At 43.3% G+C, this 14,968-nt stretch carries 16 protein-coding genes; 14 read left to right on the forward strand and 2 right to left on the reverse strand.

Translation table 11 applies throughout. The annotated features are described in order from the left end of the window. The first annotated feature begins 24 nt into the window (after nt 1–24). The 5 genes from truA (at nt 25) to D4N35_RS09605 (ending at nt 3,333) form a co-directional block, all read left to right on the forward strand. A complete protein-coding gene (truA, locus tag D4N35_RS09585) occupies nt 25–765 on the forward strand; it encodes a tRNA pseudouridine(38-40) synthase TruA (protein ID WP_120072891.1) in 741 nt (246 codons plus the stop codon). 352 nt (nt 766–1,117) lie between these two features. Further along, the gene (gene rplM / locus D4N35_RS09590) at nt 1,118–1,555 is read left to right on the forward strand and encodes a 50S ribosomal protein L13 (protein WP_120072893.1); all 438 of its coding nucleotides are present in this window, start codon (nt 1,118–1,120) and stop codon (nt 1,553–1,555) included. Nucleotides 1,556–1,572: 17 nt separating this feature from the next. Then, nucleotides 1,573–1,965, forward strand: coding sequence for a 30S ribosomal protein S9 (gene rpsI / locus D4N35_RS09595; RefSeq protein WP_120072895.1), 393 nt, complete (start codon nt 1,573–1,575; stop codon nt 1,963–1,965). A gap of 497 nt (nt 1,966–2,462) precedes the next feature. Next, complete coding sequence (locus D4N35_RS09600; RefSeq protein ID WP_120072897.1) at nt 2,463–2,780, forward strand: PadR family transcriptional regulator; 318 nt, start codon at nt 2,463–2,465, stop codon at nt 2,778–2,780. Continuing rightward, nucleotides 2,767–3,333, forward strand: coding sequence for a DUF2812 domain-containing protein (locus D4N35_RS09605; protein WP_120072899.1), 567 nt, complete (start codon nt 2,767–2,769; stop codon nt 3,331–3,333). The genes D4N35_RS09600 and D4N35_RS09605 overlap by 14 nt, the downstream gene beginning before the upstream one ends. Nucleotides 3,334–3,379: 46 nt before the next feature. On the opposite strand, the gene D4N35_RS18650 is transcribed toward D4N35_RS09605, so the two are convergent. Next, a complete protein-coding gene (locus D4N35_RS18650) occupies nt 3,380–3,478 on the reverse strand; it encodes a putative holin-like toxin (RefSeq protein WP_369122668.1) in 99 nt (32 codons plus the stop codon). Nucleotides 3,479–3,899: 421 nt separating this feature from the next. On the opposite strand from D4N35_RS18650, the gene D4N35_RS18400 reads away from it, so the two are divergent. The 6 genes from D4N35_RS18400 (at nt 3,900) to D4N35_RS09630 (ending at nt 11,675) form a co-directional block, all read left to right on the forward strand. Continuing rightward, complete coding sequence (locus D4N35_RS18400; protein ID WP_235870348.1) at nt 3,900–3,998, forward strand: putative holin-like toxin; 99 nt, start codon at nt 3,900–3,902, stop codon at nt 3,996–3,998. A gap of 475 nt (nt 3,999–4,473) precedes the next feature. Then, a complete protein-coding gene (gene murQ, locus D4N35_RS09610; RefSeq protein ID WP_120072925.1) occupies nt 4,474–5,358 on the forward strand; it encodes an N-acetylmuramic acid 6-phosphate etherase in 885 nt (294 codons plus the stop codon). A 21-nt stretch (nt 5,359–5,379) separates the two neighbouring features. Then, nucleotides 5,380–6,759, forward strand: a complete 1,380-nt coding sequence (locus D4N35_RS09615; protein ID WP_120072901.1) for a PTS transporter subunit EIIC — start codon at nt 5,380–5,382, stop codon at nt 6,757–6,759. 366 nt (nt 6,760–7,125) lie between these two features. Then, entirely contained in the window at nt 7,126–9,231 is a 2,106-nt protein-coding gene (locus D4N35_RS09620) for a glycoside hydrolase family 3 protein (RefSeq protein WP_120072903.1), read from the forward strand. Between the two features lie 19 nt (nt 9,232–9,250). Then, nucleotides 9,251–10,504, forward strand: a complete 1,254-nt coding sequence (locus D4N35_RS09625) for an exo-beta-N-acetylmuramidase NamZ family protein (RefSeq protein WP_120072905.1) — start codon at nt 9,251–9,253, stop codon at nt 10,502–10,504. Between the two features lie 304 nt (nt 10,505–10,808). Further along, a complete protein-coding gene (locus tag D4N35_RS09630) occupies nt 10,809–11,675 on the forward strand; it encodes a MurR/RpiR family transcriptional regulator (RefSeq protein ID WP_260854179.1) in 867 nt (288 codons plus the stop codon). Here D4N35_RS09630 and D4N35_RS09635 read toward each other — a convergent pair. Then, entirely contained in the window at nt 11,672–12,004 is a 333-nt protein-coding gene (locus tag D4N35_RS09635) for a hypothetical protein (protein WP_120072910.1), read from the reverse strand. The genes D4N35_RS09630 and D4N35_RS09635 overlap by 4 nt on opposite strands. On the opposite strand from D4N35_RS09635, the gene D4N35_RS09640 reads away from it, so the two are divergent. The 3 genes from D4N35_RS09640 to D4N35_RS09650 form a co-directional block, all read left to right on the forward strand. Next, complete coding sequence (locus tag D4N35_RS09640; protein WP_120072913.1) at nt 12,003–12,725, forward strand: GntR family transcriptional regulator; 723 nt, start codon at nt 12,003–12,005, stop codon at nt 12,723–12,725. The genes D4N35_RS09635 and D4N35_RS09640 overlap by 2 nt on opposite strands. A 68-nt stretch (nt 12,726–12,793) precedes the next feature. Further along, complete coding sequence (nagE, locus tag D4N35_RS09645; protein ID WP_120072915.1) at nt 12,794–14,182, forward strand: N-acetylglucosamine-specific PTS transporter subunit IIBC; 1,389 nt, start codon at nt 12,794–12,796, stop codon at nt 14,180–14,182. A 78-nt stretch (nt 14,183–14,260) separates the two neighbouring features. Beyond that, on the forward strand, nt 14,261–14,968 hold a 708-nt coding region (locus D4N35_RS09650), incomplete at its 3' end, for a DUF7916 family protein (RefSeq protein ID WP_120072917.1).

The following is a 14,968-nucleotide window of genomic DNA, read 5'->3' on the forward strand; positions in this document are numbered from 1 at the left end:
AAGGATATTTGTGAGGGGAAAAATATGCAGCGTTATAAAGCGACCGTCGCCTACGACGGCTCCGGTTTTTCCGGCTACCAAATCCAGCCGAAAGGGCGGACGGTCCAAGGAGAAATCGAACAGGTACTCCAAAAACTGCATAAAGGCCATGCCGTTGGTGTGACGGCTTCCGGGCGCACGGACAGCGGCGTCCATGCCCGCGGCCAGGTCATTCATTTTGATTCGCCTCTGAGGCTTTCAGGTGATCAGTGGATCAAAGCGTTTAACAGCCTCCTTCCGGACGACATTTCCTTTTTAAAAGCTGAGGAAGCCAGCTCCGATTTCCATGCCCGCTTTGATGCCGTGAAGAAAAAATATAAATATTTTTTATATAGCGGCCCGGTAAGGGATCCTTTTAAGCGCCACTTCGCTGGGCATGTTCGCGGGAGCTTGAATGTAGAGGCAATGCGGGAAGCAGCTGGGCATTTGACAGGCACTCACGATTTCACAAGCTTCTGCTCTGCGAAAACCGAAACAGGTAACAGGGTGAGAACTCTTTTTGAATTGGACATGGAAGAACACGGAAACGAATTGGTACTGACGTTCATCGGAGACGGTTTTTTATATAACATGGTCAGGATCATCGTTGGAACATTGCTTGATGTCGGAAGCGGAAAAATGGACATTGGCGCCATTCCGGACATTCTGGCTGCGAAAGACCGCACCTTGGCGGGGAAGACGGCTCCAGCGGAAGGATTGTATTTGTGGGAAGTTTATTATGAGTAAAGGGCCTGGTGGATCATAAAATTTGATCGGACCATAATGCCTCGAACTTGGATCAGATATCTTCATATCAGATCATACAGTCCAATTCCCGATCTTAAATTTTCAAATTCGGATCATAAACAAGTTTTTCATTTGAAAAGACACAGGTTTTAAAAAAACGACTCCGGTCCAGATTAAAATTTCCTGACAACCATGCCTGGTGTTCAAAAACCGCTTGACTTTGCTTGCCAAAGAAGATAGAATATCCTATGGTATTATTTTTATATCTCCACGATAAGCCCCGGAAACTTATTGTGATGAAAATAAAAATACGACGAATGTGATACTTTTTAATAATTTGGGAGGGTAACAAATGCGTACTACGTATATGGCTAAAGCCGGTGACATCAATCGTAAATGGTACGTCGTTGACGCTGAAGGCAAAACACTTGGCCGCCTTGCAACAGAAGTTGCAACATTGTTGCGCGGTAAACATAAACCGACTTATACGCCGAATGTTGATACAGGCGATCATGTAATCATCGTGAATGCAGCGAAAATCGAATTGACAGGCAACAAGCTTCAAGACAAAATGTACTACCGCCACTCAGGATTTGCAGGCGGAATCAAAGCAACAAATGCTGCTGAAATGAGAGCAAAAAGACCTGAAAAAATGATCGAGCTTGCGATCAAAGGCATGCTTCCAAAAGGACCTTTGGGACGTCAAATGTTCAGAAAGCTGAATGTTTACGCTGGCGCTGAGCATCCACATCAGGCACAAAAACCGGAAGTGTACGAACTTCGCGGGTAATTTAAAGGAGGATAACAATGGCACAAGTTCAATATTATGGTACAGGCCGTCGTAAAAGCTCCATAGCCCGTGTACGTTTAGTACCTGGCGAAGGCCGTATCGTTGTTAATAATCGTGAAGTAGAAGACTACATCCCATTCGCAGCTTTGCGCGAAGTAATCAAGCAGCCGCTTGCTGCTACTGAAACTCTAGGCAACTATGACGTATTGGTCAACGTTCAAGGCGGAGGCTATACAGGCCAAGCAGGCGCAATCCGCCACGGCATCGCTCGTGCGCTGCTTGAAGCTGACCCTGAATACCGCGCACCGCTTAAGCGTGCAGGTCTCTTAACGCGTGACCCACGTATGAAAGAACGTAAGAAGTATGGTCTTAAAGGCGCGCGTAGAGCTCCTCAGTTCTCGAAGCGTTAATATTACTGCTATATCAACGTTTACAGCCTGTTTGGAAGTCGATTCCAAGCAGGCTTTTTCATTAAAAAAAGTACAAAAAATGGATCGTTATAAAAGTTCCCCGCGGATGCTTTGTGAGAATTGCTTTTGCAGTCCGCCTCTTTCTTTGCTTTGAACATCTTCGAGTTGTACTATTATACTTTCCAGTCATCGGATCTTTCCCCAAACTAATTTTGACAAGTCAACGTATGCCATTAAAATGCGGGTATAAGAACAATTGAGAAATATAAAAAAGCAATGCAAATTAATGTCCTGGAATCGGGTCATTTAATTGAATACGACTACACAAAAAGTCGCTTTTCCTACGTAAAGGAAAGCGACTTTTTGGATTGATTTTTCCCTTGTTAACTTTAAGTTTATTTGATTAACTTTTAAAAATGTTGTTGACTATTCAGTTGAACTGTATTATCTTACTATTAAGTTGAACTATATAGTTGAACTTAATAGAGGGTGAGGATATGAAACATAAATTATTACCGTTGTCTGAAACCATGCATTATATTTTATTAGCTCTACGTGAGCCACTCCACGGCTATGCCGTAATGCAGAAAATAGAAAAGATAAGTAATGGTACCGTGATTTTAGCAGCTGGTACATTATACGGTGCGATTGAAAACCTGAATAAACATGGCTGGATTGAATTCGTTGGAAATTCAGGTAGGAGAAAAATTTATATGATAACTGCAGAAGGAAGAGCCATTTTAAAAATGGAACAAGAAAGGCTATTGCATATTTTATCCTTGTATGAAGGAAGTGAATCAAATGAAGAAGTTTAAGGTGTTTTTTGATATCGAAAAAGAAGAGCAATGGCTGAATGAGCAATTACAAAAAGGCTATCGCTGTACAAATATCAGTGGATTAGGAATATACACTTTCGAAAAAACCGACAAGAGATATGTGATGCGATTGGATTATCAAGATTATTTACCAAAGAAAGAGCTTGAAGAATACAAGGGGATATATGAAGACTTCGGCTGGAATTATATAACGGCCCCCTTGTTTGGTGGGATTCGCTATTGGCAAAAAGAAGACAATGGTCAAAACGAAATTTTCTCGGATCGCCAATCAAAGGGTAATTATTATAAAAGATTAATGGGTTATTCATTTTGGTTCAGTTTACTGTGTTTAGTTTTTTCTCCTATGCCTTACAAGGATTCGGGATTATACCATGAAGGTCTTTGGAGTATGAAAGGTGCATTATTTTGGAAAGCATTTTTATTTGAAACTCCATTTGTTCTTTTAAAGTTGCTTCCCGCCTTTATGTTTGTTTTCTTTGGTATAAGTTTCTATAAGGCTTATCGAAAGTATTCAATGTTAAGAGAAAAGTAATAAACGAGGGGATTTAAAGATGCACTTTTGTAAAAAGAAACCTTTCTTATTGGCTGTTATTTGTCTCATGATTAGGGTGCAGTAATAATGAAAGTATGGCTACAATCAAACTTCCGAAAGAGATCATCAAGTGACAATCCCTCAAATACTGTCATGCTATCACCCATGAAAGCTCTATTGCTCATTCTATTATAGCATTTTATAGGGGCTAGAAACTTATTAGGGTGAATTGAAACAGTTTGGACATCCCGAGTTGTTGAGGGTTCGATTTCCAAAGAAAACGAGCTTGGCCTCTCCAGCTTTTTATTAACAAAGTATTTTATGATTGCTCGCTATTAAATTCTCGGCTCCCTTTGTATACTGAACTAAGGTGATAAACATGTACAAAGAAACGTAGAGGTTCAACCACCATAATATTGCAATAAAAAAAGCGACAGGCTCACACATTATTGTCATTACACATTAAATTGAAAGAATAAAATGCTATAATTAAAGGACAATAGCATAATAGGTTAACTCAAGGGTGGCTGGCATCACTCCCAGTTTTTTAGAAGGGGGGTGGTGCTATGATGACGGTATATGAAAGCATGTCTCTCATGATTGCGTTCGGAGTGTTAATTATAGCGCTGCTGTCATTTAATCAAAAAAAAATAATCCACCCTTGAGTTCGTGGCTCAGGTGGATTATTTCTGTCTGCTGCTAGCCCCCTTGCAGGGAACCAAGCTATTGTTATGGCTGAAGGTGCTCCAACACCTTCAGTCGTTTTTAATATATTCATTTCTAAGTACAGTATACCCTTTTTTTCTAAAAAAGAAAACATATAATTATCCTATAACTCCATTTCACATTCGTCTTGATTTTGAATACCCCTTAGTGAAAATGAGTGAAATACCATAAAATGGAAATACCGTCAAAATCATAGATAGCTAGGGTTCTTCAGTTAAATGAAGTACCTTGAAAGTGTTGAAATAAAAGAACGTAAGAAATACAGAACGCCTATTCTCATTATAAGGAGTTTTTTATATATCTATGCTCTTTATGAAATGAAAATTCATAAATAAATTGAAAATATTGACATATAATTTTATGAGAGTACAATAAGTTAGTAAAGGTAGAAATTAGTTGAAAAAGGATGATTTGATGCTTGAAAAATTATCTACGGAAAGTCGCAATCACAACACGGTGGGCTTGGATGAAATGACGATGAAGGATATTCTTCTGACAATGAATAAGGAAGATCTAAATGTCCCACAGGCGATTAAGAAGGAAATAGATCAAATTGAACAAGTCGTTCAAGCTGTCATTCGATCTTTTCAAGCGGGGGGGCGATTGTTTTATATAGGTGCAGGAACGAGCGGCCGGCTTGGCATTTTAGATGCGGTTGAATGTGTTCCGACATTCGGGGTTTCACCAGAAATGGTGCAAGGTTTTATTGCCGGCGGAATGGAAGCGCTAACATTGGCGATTGAAGGTGCGGAAGATAATGCGGATCTTGGGATTGAAGACTTGAAATCAGCTTCACTGACAGAAAAGGATACGGTTATTGGAATTTCGGCCAGCGGGAGAACGCCTTACGTCATCGGAGCATTGCGTTATGCAGGTGAAATAGGTGCAACGACTGCGGCGATTTCTTGCAACAAGAATGCCGAAATGAGCAAATATGCCCAACTGGCAATCGAAATTGAAACAGGTCCGGAAGTGTTAACGGGCTCAACCCGTCTGAAAGCGGGTACAGCGCAAAAACTAGTGCTAAATATGATTTCAACTGCTTCGATGATTGGAATCGGCAAGGTATACCAAAATTTGATGGTCGATGTTCAGGCGACAAATGTAAAACTGGCCGAGCGCTCAAAAAGAATCATTATGGAAGCTGCCCAGGTCGATTATAAGACTGCGGAAAGATATTACGAAAAAGCCGAACATCATGTAAAAACAGCGATCGTTATGATCTTGCTTCAATGCTCCTTGGAAGAGGCCAGAAAGAAGCTGCAATCAGCAGATGGATTTGTCCGTAAAGCGTTATAAATGACGGAATGGGGGATCAAAATGAAAAAAGAGCAGAGAATAGCAAATGACATTCTGGACAATGTAGGCGGAAAAGAAAATATTCAACGGCTTGCCCATTGTATGACGCGATTACGACTATCTTTGAAGGACGACAGCAAAGCAAATATTGCTGCTTTAAAGAAAACTGATGGGGTCATGGGGGTCATCCACGATGATACGCTGCAAATTGTTGTCGGTCCCGGAATTGTTAACAAAATCGCTGCTGAAATAAGCAAGGAAACAGGACTTGCGGTAGGAGAAGAAGCGCATCCAGATGAAGGAGATTTAACTTTTAGTGAGAAAGCCGCCCTAGAACGGGAAAAGATAAAGCAGAAAAATAAAACGCCTTTTAAGCTTTTCCTTCGCAGAATCGGAAATATTTTCATTCCGCTCATTCCGGGGCTTGTTGCATCAGGTATCATTAATGGATTGGCTAACTTTGCGAAAAATGCAGATTACGGAGTAGGTTCCACATGGATGCAAATACTGCTTTTACTTGGAAGCGGAATATTTACGTATCTTGCTATTTTAGTAGGCTGGAATACAGCGAAAGAATTTGGAGGTACTCCTGTATTAGGAGCCATTGCCGGAGCAATTTTATTTAATCCGATGCTTGCGGAAATTACGATTTACGGTGAACCGCTCGTCGTCGGACGCGGCGGTCTCTTTGGAGTAATCTTTGCAGCCTGGCTTATGACATTCGTTGAAAAAAGAGTTCGTACAGTAATGCCAAGCTCGGTCGATATTATTTTTACTCCTCTTATTACCTTATTGGTGGTCGGATTTTTCTCGCTTTATGCAGTTGTTCCTGTTGCCGGGGTATTATCAGATGGAATTACGTCGGGAATTAATTGGGTGCTAGATATTGGCGGGGTTGTTGCTGGTGCTTTGCTCGCAGGATTCTTCCTTCCGCTCGTTATGGTTGGGCTCCATCATGGATTGACACCGATTCATTTGGAGCTTATTGAAAAATTTGGCATGACTCCTTTATTTCCAATCCTTGCGATGGCAGGAGCCGGGCAAGTTGGTGCCGCGATTGCTATTTTTGTAAAAACGAAAAATCAACGCTTGCGCAACATTATTAAAGGGGGACTCCCGGTCGGACTGCTCGGAATTGGCGAGCCGCTCCTTTACGGGGTCACACTCCCGCTCGGTCGTCCATTCATTACCGCATGCCTTGGTGCTGCCTTTGGCGGAGCATTCCAGGCAGTCATGAAAACGGCAGCCCTGGGAATTGGTGTGTCTGGACTCTCATTGATACCGCTTATTGCAGATAACAAGTATTTCATTTATATTTTTGGGCTGATCATTTCTTATTTATTCGGTTTTCTATTCACATACTTGTTTGGCTTTAAAGAAGAGATGGCGGATAATATTTAAACGATGGGAAGGGGGAATTCTTCCCTCTTTCATAATTGGGAGGCATAATCCATGCTCGGGATTTCAGTTTATTTAGGGAATAATCCGATTCATGAGTTGGAACCATAAAATTCAAACCCCGGGTTTAACTGGAATCATGCGGAAGGATTATTGGAGTGGGGGAGTAACATAGGGGATTGCGGAAATAATTGTTTGAACTTTTTGCATATTACAAAAGCAATGCAACTAAAGCCCTTCCACTTTACGATATACGGTGACAGGCATCGTCGTCCACAATAAAATCGCAATTTTAATTTAATGGAATTTGGAGAGATTTTGCAAGGCTTGCAGCGGATGCAATAAAGGAATTTTTATTAAAAAGGAGCAATGTCAATGTTACGAAAGGTTATGATCGTGCCGGCTCTTATTGCAGCTTTGCTTGTTTCGCCTCTTATGACGGGTGTTGTCGAAGCAATAACAGAAAAGGGGATAAAGGATTTGGTCATACTTCAAAATGTGCCTGAAGTAGACGCGGAAACGGGAAGCGGTGCATTTCAACTTAAAGCTCTTCATGTATATGCCGAAGGCCATTTTATGTTAGCCTCAAAAAACTTGCAGTGGAGTTCCTCGAACAAAACCGTCGCTTCAGTAGATGAGAATGGCCATGTGACAGCGAATGGAAAACCAGGCCGGACATTTATCCATGTTTCCGACGGGACGTATTCAGATCGTATAGCCATTGATGTAAAACCAGATCCGGCTGCACGGAAAGGGAAAGGAAAACCTCCTGTGAAAGTGATGATTGTAAAAGAAAAAGGCAGCCGTTACAGCGTCATTGACAACGCGATTGCAAGCATGACGATGAAAGAAAAAGTTGGACAAATGCTTATGCCCGATTTTAGAAATTGGAAAGGGAAAAACGTAACTGAAATGCTTCCTGAAATTGAACAGCTCGTAAAAGAATACCATCTTGGCGGCGTCATTCTATTCAGGGAAAATGTTGTCACGACTGAGCAAACAGCCCGGCTTGTTTCAGAGTATCAGGCTGCATCTGAAAAGTATGGACTTTTTGTAACGATTGACCAAGAGGGGGGCGTTGTTACACGACTCCAATCGGGCACGGATATGCCGGGGAATATGGCGCTTGGAGCGACCCGGTCGGAAGAACTTGCCTATAAAGTTGGAAAATCGATTGGGGAAGAATTAACCTCCCTGGGCATTAACGTAAATTTTTCTCCTGTACTCGATGTTAATAATAATCCGGATAATCCTGTCATCGGTGTTCGTTCTTTCGGAGAGGTTCCTGAATTGGTGGCAAAGCTTGGTCTCGCCTATATAAAAGGGATTCAGGGAACAGGAACAGCAGCCACTGCCAAGCATTTCCCCGGGCATGGGGATACTGCTGTCGATTCACATTTAGGTCTTCCGGAAGTGCCATATGATAAAGACAGGCTTAAACAGGTGGAGCTTTATCCTTTCCAAAAGGGAATGGATGCCGGCGTTGATATGATTATGACTGCCCATGTCACTTTTCCGAAAATCGATGGTACGAAGGTCATCTCCCAAAAGGATGGAAAAGAGATTCATCTTCCCGCAACATTATCTTATAAAGTATTAACCGAACTGATGAGGGAGGAAATGGGCTATGAGGGAGTCATTACAACTGATGCCCTGAACATGCAGGCAATTACCGATCATTTCGGATCGGTTGAAGCGGTTATTCGGGCGGTCAATGCAGGAACGGACATTGTTTTGATGCCGGTCGGATTAGAAAGTGCAGCTAATGGATTATATGAAGCCGTCAGATCCGGTGAAATACCAGAAGAGCGTATCGAAGCATCAGTAAAAAGAATTTTGGCTTTGAAACTCAAACGTGGCATTCTTAAAGAGGAAAATCCACAGCCAATAGAGGAGAAAATTGCAACAGCACTTCAAGTTGTAGGGTCCGAAGAGCATAAACAAGTTGAAGGAGAAGCATCTGAAAAATCCGTTACATTAATAAAAAATGAAAATGTACTGCCTTTGGCGCCTGCTGCCGGCGAACTAATTGTTGTCGTCGGAAACTCTTATATTGAAGAACTTTTTAATGCTGTGAAGGAGAAACATAAAAACACACTTTTAATAAAAACGGGCAATCCGCTTACAAAAGCCCAGTTGGATCAGGTAGAAGGCGCAAAAGCTGTCATCGTAGGCACGACTACATCAACCGTTGCACAAAGATTGCCTTCTGATGCTCAAATGCAGATGGTCAACCAGTTAGTTGATGAAGCCAATGCGCCTGTCATTGCAGTTGGAATCCGCAATCCTTATGACATTATGGCCTATCCGAATGTCGATGCCTATTTGGCACAATACAGCTTTAGAACTGCAAGCTTCAAAGCAGCGTCATCTGTCATCTTTGGCGAGATTGCACCGGCCGGAAAATTGCCTGTAACCATTCCTAATTACGCAGGCGGCATTTTGTACGGCTTTGGACATGGTTTAACCTACTAACCGAAAAGGGGAGAGAAATGTGAAAAAATGGATCCTATCCATTTTGACTGCAATGCTGGTCCTGTCGTCATTATCCGTCGTGTTTGCAGATCATGATAAAGGAAACGGGAAGTCTCAGGATAAAGGCAAAAATAAAAATAAGTTTGCCCTTGGCGTAGAGGTGCTGCTAAACGAAAAAAAGGATTTGATTAAAGGTAAAAAAGTGGGGCTAATCACGAATCCGACAGGTGTGGATCAGAACTTAAACAGCATCGTAGACCTATTTTATAACGATCCGGAAGTTACGCTAACGGCCCTTTATGGTCCTGAACACGGCGTGCGCGGAGATGCACAAGCCGGCCAATATGTAGAGTTTTACGTCGATGATGTGACAGGGCTGCCTGTGTACAGCCTGTATGGACAAACACGCAAGCCGACGCCGGAAATGCTTGAAAACGTAGATGTGCTTTTGTTTGATATTCAAGATGTAGGAACCCGTTTCTACACGTATATATATTCGATGGCTCTTGCAATGGAAGCAGCTAAGGAAAATAATATTCCTTTTATTGTGTTGGATAGGCCAAACCCGCTCGGCGGAACGAAAGTGGAAGGACCTGTACTTGACCCGGAATTTGCTTCATTCGTTGGCCAGTATGCCATTCCGCTTCGCCATGGAATGACAGTCGGGGAACTGGCAAAGCTTTTTAATGAGGAATTTGGCATCCATGCTGATTTGACCGTCGTAGAGATGAAAGGTTGGAAACGAAAATCATATTATGACGAAACAGGATTGCCATTCGTGCTTCCTTCCCCGAACATGCCAACACTGGACACAGCACTCGTTTATCCCGGGGCTGCGCTGATTGAAGGTACAAATGTTTCAGAAGGAAGGGGAACAACGAAACCATTCGCATTCATTGGGGCTCCTTTCATTAACAGTACAGAACTCGCAAAGCGGTTAAATGCACTGCATTTGCCGGGAGTAATATTCCGTGCTGCATCATTTACACCGAGTATTTCAAAACATAGCGGGAAACTCTCCCATGGCATCCAAATCCACGTAACAGACCGCGATGCTTACGAGCCTGTTGAATCAGGGTTGCATATTGTCAAGACGATTTATGACTTGTACCCCGACCAAGTAACTTTAACACCGTTCTTCAACAATTTAATTGGAAACGACTGGATTGCCCAAGGCATTAAAGATGGCATGTCCGTTGAGGAAATGAAGTCACGATGGGAAGGGGATTTAAGAGACTTCAAGAAAACAAGAAAAAAGTATTTACTCTATTAAAAGAAAGGCTGCCGAAGCTGGCATATGAGGGGCTTCAGGCAGTCTTTTCTTCTAAAGATCAATAAGTGTTAATTTATTTTTTATGCAAATGTATATAAAATGAGAGTGTACATTGGCCAAGGGAAAGTCTTGTTGATTGAATATCTGTCTGATGTTTACATACAATTCAAGCTACCCTGCAAAATTGGCATGATGATGTATTTACTTTCACCGGCAGCATGCGCTGTTTCTGTTGCTAAACAATATCAATGATAAATAGCAAAAAGCGAGGTGAAGAGGAATGTCATTCTCTATGGGTGGCCTAATGATGCTCTCTGAAATGGTAGAGAAGCTCCCTCCTTCGGAACAAAAAATTGCCAGATTTATTTTGGAGAATCCTCAAGAGGCGGTTTCAATGACAGCAAACGAGCTTGGCAGGAAAAGTAAAACGAGCAGTGCAGCCGTGATCAGGCTATGCAAATCACTTGATCTAAAAGGGTTCCAAGAATTAAAGCTAAGAATTGCCGGCGATTTACAAAAAGAAAAACCTTTGGAATTTCGTGAGGTTGAACCAAACGAATCAAAATACTCTATCATTGAAAAGATGACTTTTAATAGTATTCAAACACTCCGGGAAACAGCCGAGTTAATAAACATAGATGAACTTGCAAAGGTTGTTAATGCGATTCGCAAGGCAAATTCACTTCATTTTTTTGGTGTAGGAGCGTCAAGTATTATTGCGCAAGACGCACAACAAAAATTCCTGCGCATTAATAAGCATGCAACCGCATTTACTGACACTCATATGGCCGCAACAATTGTTGCCAATGCCCAGGAAAATGATGTCGTCTTCGGGATCTCTTTTTCAGGCGAAACATTTGAAGTAGCGAAAATTCTTGAACTGGCAAATAAGCAAGGGGCAAAAACAGTCAGTCTTACTAAATATGGAACTTCACTCGTATCGGAACAAGCTGGTTTCAGACTTTATACATCAGCAACGAGAGAGCCTGCTTTTCGCAGCGGTGCCACATCATCCAGGATCGCCCAGCTTCATGCGATAGATATTCTCTTTATGTGCGTAGCATCAGAGCAGTATGATGAAGTAATGACTTATATTGATGGAACGAGAGAGGCAATCCATACGTTGCGAAAAAGTATTGGATCCGGTAAAAACAATGTGGGCAAATATTAAGAGGCGAGTGCAATAATACTTGTAAATGTGAAGGAATCTTGTGTTTGAATGTAAAGAGGATCGCCGCAAGAGGGGCAATCCTCTTTCCGTGAATATGAATCTCGTCCGCTGCGAATTATACTTGTGTGGAATACTTGGCGGTAATCTTTATATGAATCTTTCATTTTCTTTGATAAACGGCCTTCATATTTTTCCTTGCTAACCTTCAGCCAGAAAATTTTATCCTGCCTCATCAACCAACTGGTATAGACATTTGGTCCACTATGCGATAAAATAATTTTGAAATCGATTTCATTTTTAAATTCAGACATAAAAGGAATGGAACCCATGATCGATAAAAATTCACCTATCCCCATCTACTACCAATTAGAAGCAGAGATTAAGCAATTAATCGAAGGGAAGAAGTTGAAGCCAGGGGATATGATTCCTTCGGAAAGGGAGTATTCGGAAAGGTTTAATATTAGCAGAATGACGGTACGCCAAGCGATTAATAATCTCGTGAAGGATGGCTATCTCGTTCGGCAGCGCGGAAAAGGCACGTTTGTCGCCGAAGAGAAGCTGGAGCAGAAGCTGCAGGGATTAACCAGTTTTACGGAGGATATGCAGGCGAGAGGATTGGTGCCCACTACGAGATTGCTTGAATTTTCATTAATGGATCCACCGGCTGATGTGCGCAATCAGCTGCAATTGGATCGAGGGGAAAATGTTTTCAAAATGGAGCGGGTACGCTTGGCTGATGGCATTCCGATGGCGCTGGAATCTTCATATGTGCCGCAGCAAATACTTGGAGACATCAAAGAAGAGACCGTCAGGCACTCTTTATATCAATATATTGAACATACTTTGCAGCTGGACATTGGCCAGGGGACGCAAGTGTTGGAGGCTTCAGTGGCCCGGAAGCGGGAAAGCGAGATTCTGGAGATTAAAGAAGGCGCGCCGGTACTCTTAATGAAGCGTTACACCCGGCTGAAAAACGGCCAGCCGTTTGAAGTGGTGAAGTCCATTTATCGTGCTGATCGCTATAAATTTATCATAAATATTCATAGATAGGGGAAAAAGTGGCAAGGCCAATCCCACTGGCTGAGCTATTTTAAAAAAAGGAAGAGAGGAGCAATCATATGTTAGCGTTTTTACAACGTATCGGGAAGTCACTGATGCTGCCTGTCGCTGTCTTGCCCGCAGCCGGAATCCTGCTGCGCCTGGGGCAAGATGATTTGCTGGATATTCCCTTTGTCGCTGCTACCGGTGGAGCCATTTTTGATAACCTGCCTTTGATCTTTGCCATCGGAGTGGCGGTTGGTTTTGCCAAGGATAGTCACGGATCAGCAGCTTTGGCGGGAGCCGTTGGGTATTTCGTGTTGACCTATGGGGCAAAAGCAATTAATGAAACGATCGATATGTCTGTGTTGGGTGGAATTATTTCGGGGATTACAGCAGGAATGCTGTACAATCGTTATCACAATGTGAAACTGCCTGATTGGCTCGCGTTTTTTGGCGGAAGGCGCTTTGTCCCCATTCTCACCTCGTGGGTCATGATTGTGTTGGCCTTAATCTTTGGCTTTGTGTGGCCTCCGATTCAAGCCGTCATCGACTCTGTCGGGGAGTGGATTATTGGTGCAGGCGCTTTGGGTGTTGGTGTCTTTGGCATGCTGAACCGTTTGCTGATCCCGGTTGGATTGCACCATGTGATCAATAGTATCGTCTGGTTTATCTTTGGTGAGTATAACGGGAAAACAGGTGACTTGAACCGCTTTTTCGCCGGAGATCCCGACGCGGGAATTTTTATGGCCGGCTTCTTCCCGATTATGATGTTTGCTCTGCCGGCAGCCTGTCTGGCGATGTATTATGCCGCCAGGAAGGAAAAAAGAAAAGCGCTGGCAGGGATGTTTATCAGCTTGGCGTTAACCTCGTTCCTGACTGGGATTACGGAGCCAATTGAATTCGCTTTCATGTTCTTATCTCCATTACTTTACGCTGTTCACGCCATCTTGACGGGGATTGCTGCCGTGGTCGTCTATTCGCTGGGGATTCTTCACGGGTTCACTTTCTCTGCGGGAGCATTCGACTATTTGCTTAACTATGGGATTGCCACCAAGCCGGCACTGCTCATCCCGGTAGGTCTCGTATTTGCGGCGATTTACTTCTTTGTCTTCTACTTCCTGATCAAAAAGCTTAATCTCAAAACCCCGGGCCGGGAAGACGATGGCGAGGAGGGTGTCGATGCCAATCCGGATGAATATGCGGCGAGCGGTATTAAAGAATACGATAAGCTGGCTGTACAGTACCTGGAAGAGCTCGGCGGCAAAGAAAATATTGCCAACATTGACAACTGTGTCACTCGCTTGCGCTTGGAGCTCAAGGATATGAGCAAGGTAAACGAAGCCGAACTAAAAAATCTGGGGGCCAAAGGAGTGCTGAAAGTAGGGCCGACCAGCCTGCAAGTGATCATTGGCACCGATGTGGAATTCCTCGCCAATGCGATGAAACAGAGTAAAAAGGAACCATAAGCTCCCGTAAACGCACACCAAACTCTTGGTATGGAAATCAAGGGTTTGGTCTTGCCTAATATGAAAAGGAGGCTCTTCATGAAAAGATTGCTGGATTGTACAGCCACTGACTTCGCACAAATGGGAGGACGCGCCCTGGTTCAGGCGATCAAAGCTTCAGAAGGCAGGGTTGTGCTGTCAGAAGTAATCGGCGCATTTCAACCGCTCTATCCTCCTGGTGCCAGCAATGCCGAGGTGGCAGCTGCCTTTGGCGCGGATATGGTGCTGCTAAACTTCTTTGACCTGTTTCAGCCGCTGATCCAAGGCATTGAAACGGAGCGGCCGGAGGAAATTGTCACCAGATTAAAACGGCTGATTGGCCGTCCGGTGGGGGTAAACCTGGAGCCTGTCGATCCCTCAGCCAAGGCATTGGAACAATTGGTCACCCTCCCGGAGGGAAGAACACCGACGAAAAAGACGTTGGAAAAAGTCATTAAACTTGGGTTTGATTTTATCTGTCTGACCGGAAATCCTAAAACAGGCGTAACGAAGGAACAGATCACTAGAGCGGTTCGTTTGTCCAGGGAAGTGCTGGGTGCAGACATGTTAATCATTGCGGGCAAAATGCACGGTGCCGGGGTGGCCGGGGAGAGCAGCGAGGATATTTTTTCGCAGAATGCAGTCCAATCATTTATCGAAGCAGGAGCTGATATCATCCTGCTTCCGGCCCCAGGCACAGTGCCGGGGATAACGGCAGCAGCATTACAGGAACAAATCGCCTCACTAGCATTGCATAAATGTAGTTGG

The sequence above is a fragment of the Siminovitchia fortis genome, from assembly GCF_003605365.2.
GTDB lineage: Bacteria > Bacillota > Bacilli > Bacillales > Bacillaceae_C > Siminovitchia > Siminovitchia fortis.

Coding starts and splice junctions, on each gene's coding strand:
- truA (WP_120072891.1), top strand. CDS start 25: ATGCAGCGTTATAAAGCGACCGTCGCCTACGACGGCTCCGGTTTTTCC.
- rplM (WP_120072893.1), top strand. CDS start 1,118: ATGCGTACTACGTATATGGCTAAAGCCGGTGACATCAATCGTAAATGG.
- rpsI (WP_120072895.1), top strand. CDS start 1,573: ATGGCACAAGTTCAATATTATGGTACAGGCCGTCGTAAAAGCTCCATA.
- D4N35_RS09600 (WP_120072897.1), top strand. CDS start 2,463: ATGAAACATAAATTATTACCGTTGTCTGAAACCATGCATTATATTTTA.
- D4N35_RS09605 (WP_120072899.1), top strand. CDS start 2,767: ATGAAGAAGTTTAAGGTGTTTTTTGATATCGAAAAAGAAGAGCAATGG.
- D4N35_RS18400 (WP_235870348.1), top strand. CDS start 3,900: ATGATGACGGTATATGAAAGCATGTCTCTCATGATTGCGTTCGGAGTG.
- murQ (WP_120072925.1), top strand. CDS start 4,474: ATGCTTGAAAAATTATCTACGGAAAGTCGCAATCACAACACGGTGGGC.
- D4N35_RS09615 (WP_120072901.1), top strand. CDS start 5,380: ATGAAAAAAGAGCAGAGAATAGCAAATGACATTCTGGACAATGTAGGC.
- D4N35_RS09620 (WP_120072903.1), top strand. CDS start 7,126: ATGTCAATGTTACGAAAGGTTATGATCGTGCCGGCTCTTATTGCAGCT.
- D4N35_RS09630 (WP_260854179.1), top strand. CDS start 10,809: ATGATGCTCTCTGAAATGGTAGAGAAGCTCCCTCCTTCGGAACAAAAA.
- D4N35_RS09640 (WP_120072913.1), top strand. CDS start 12,003: ATGATCGATAAAAATTCACCTATCCCCATCTACTACCAATTAGAAGCA.
- D4N35_RS09635 (WP_120072910.1), bottom strand. CDS start 12,004: ATGGGTTCCATTCCTTTTATGTCTGAATTTAAAAATGAAATCGATTTC.
- nagE (WP_120072915.1), top strand. CDS start 12,794: ATGTTAGCGTTTTTACAACGTATCGGGAAGTCACTGATGCTGCCTGTC.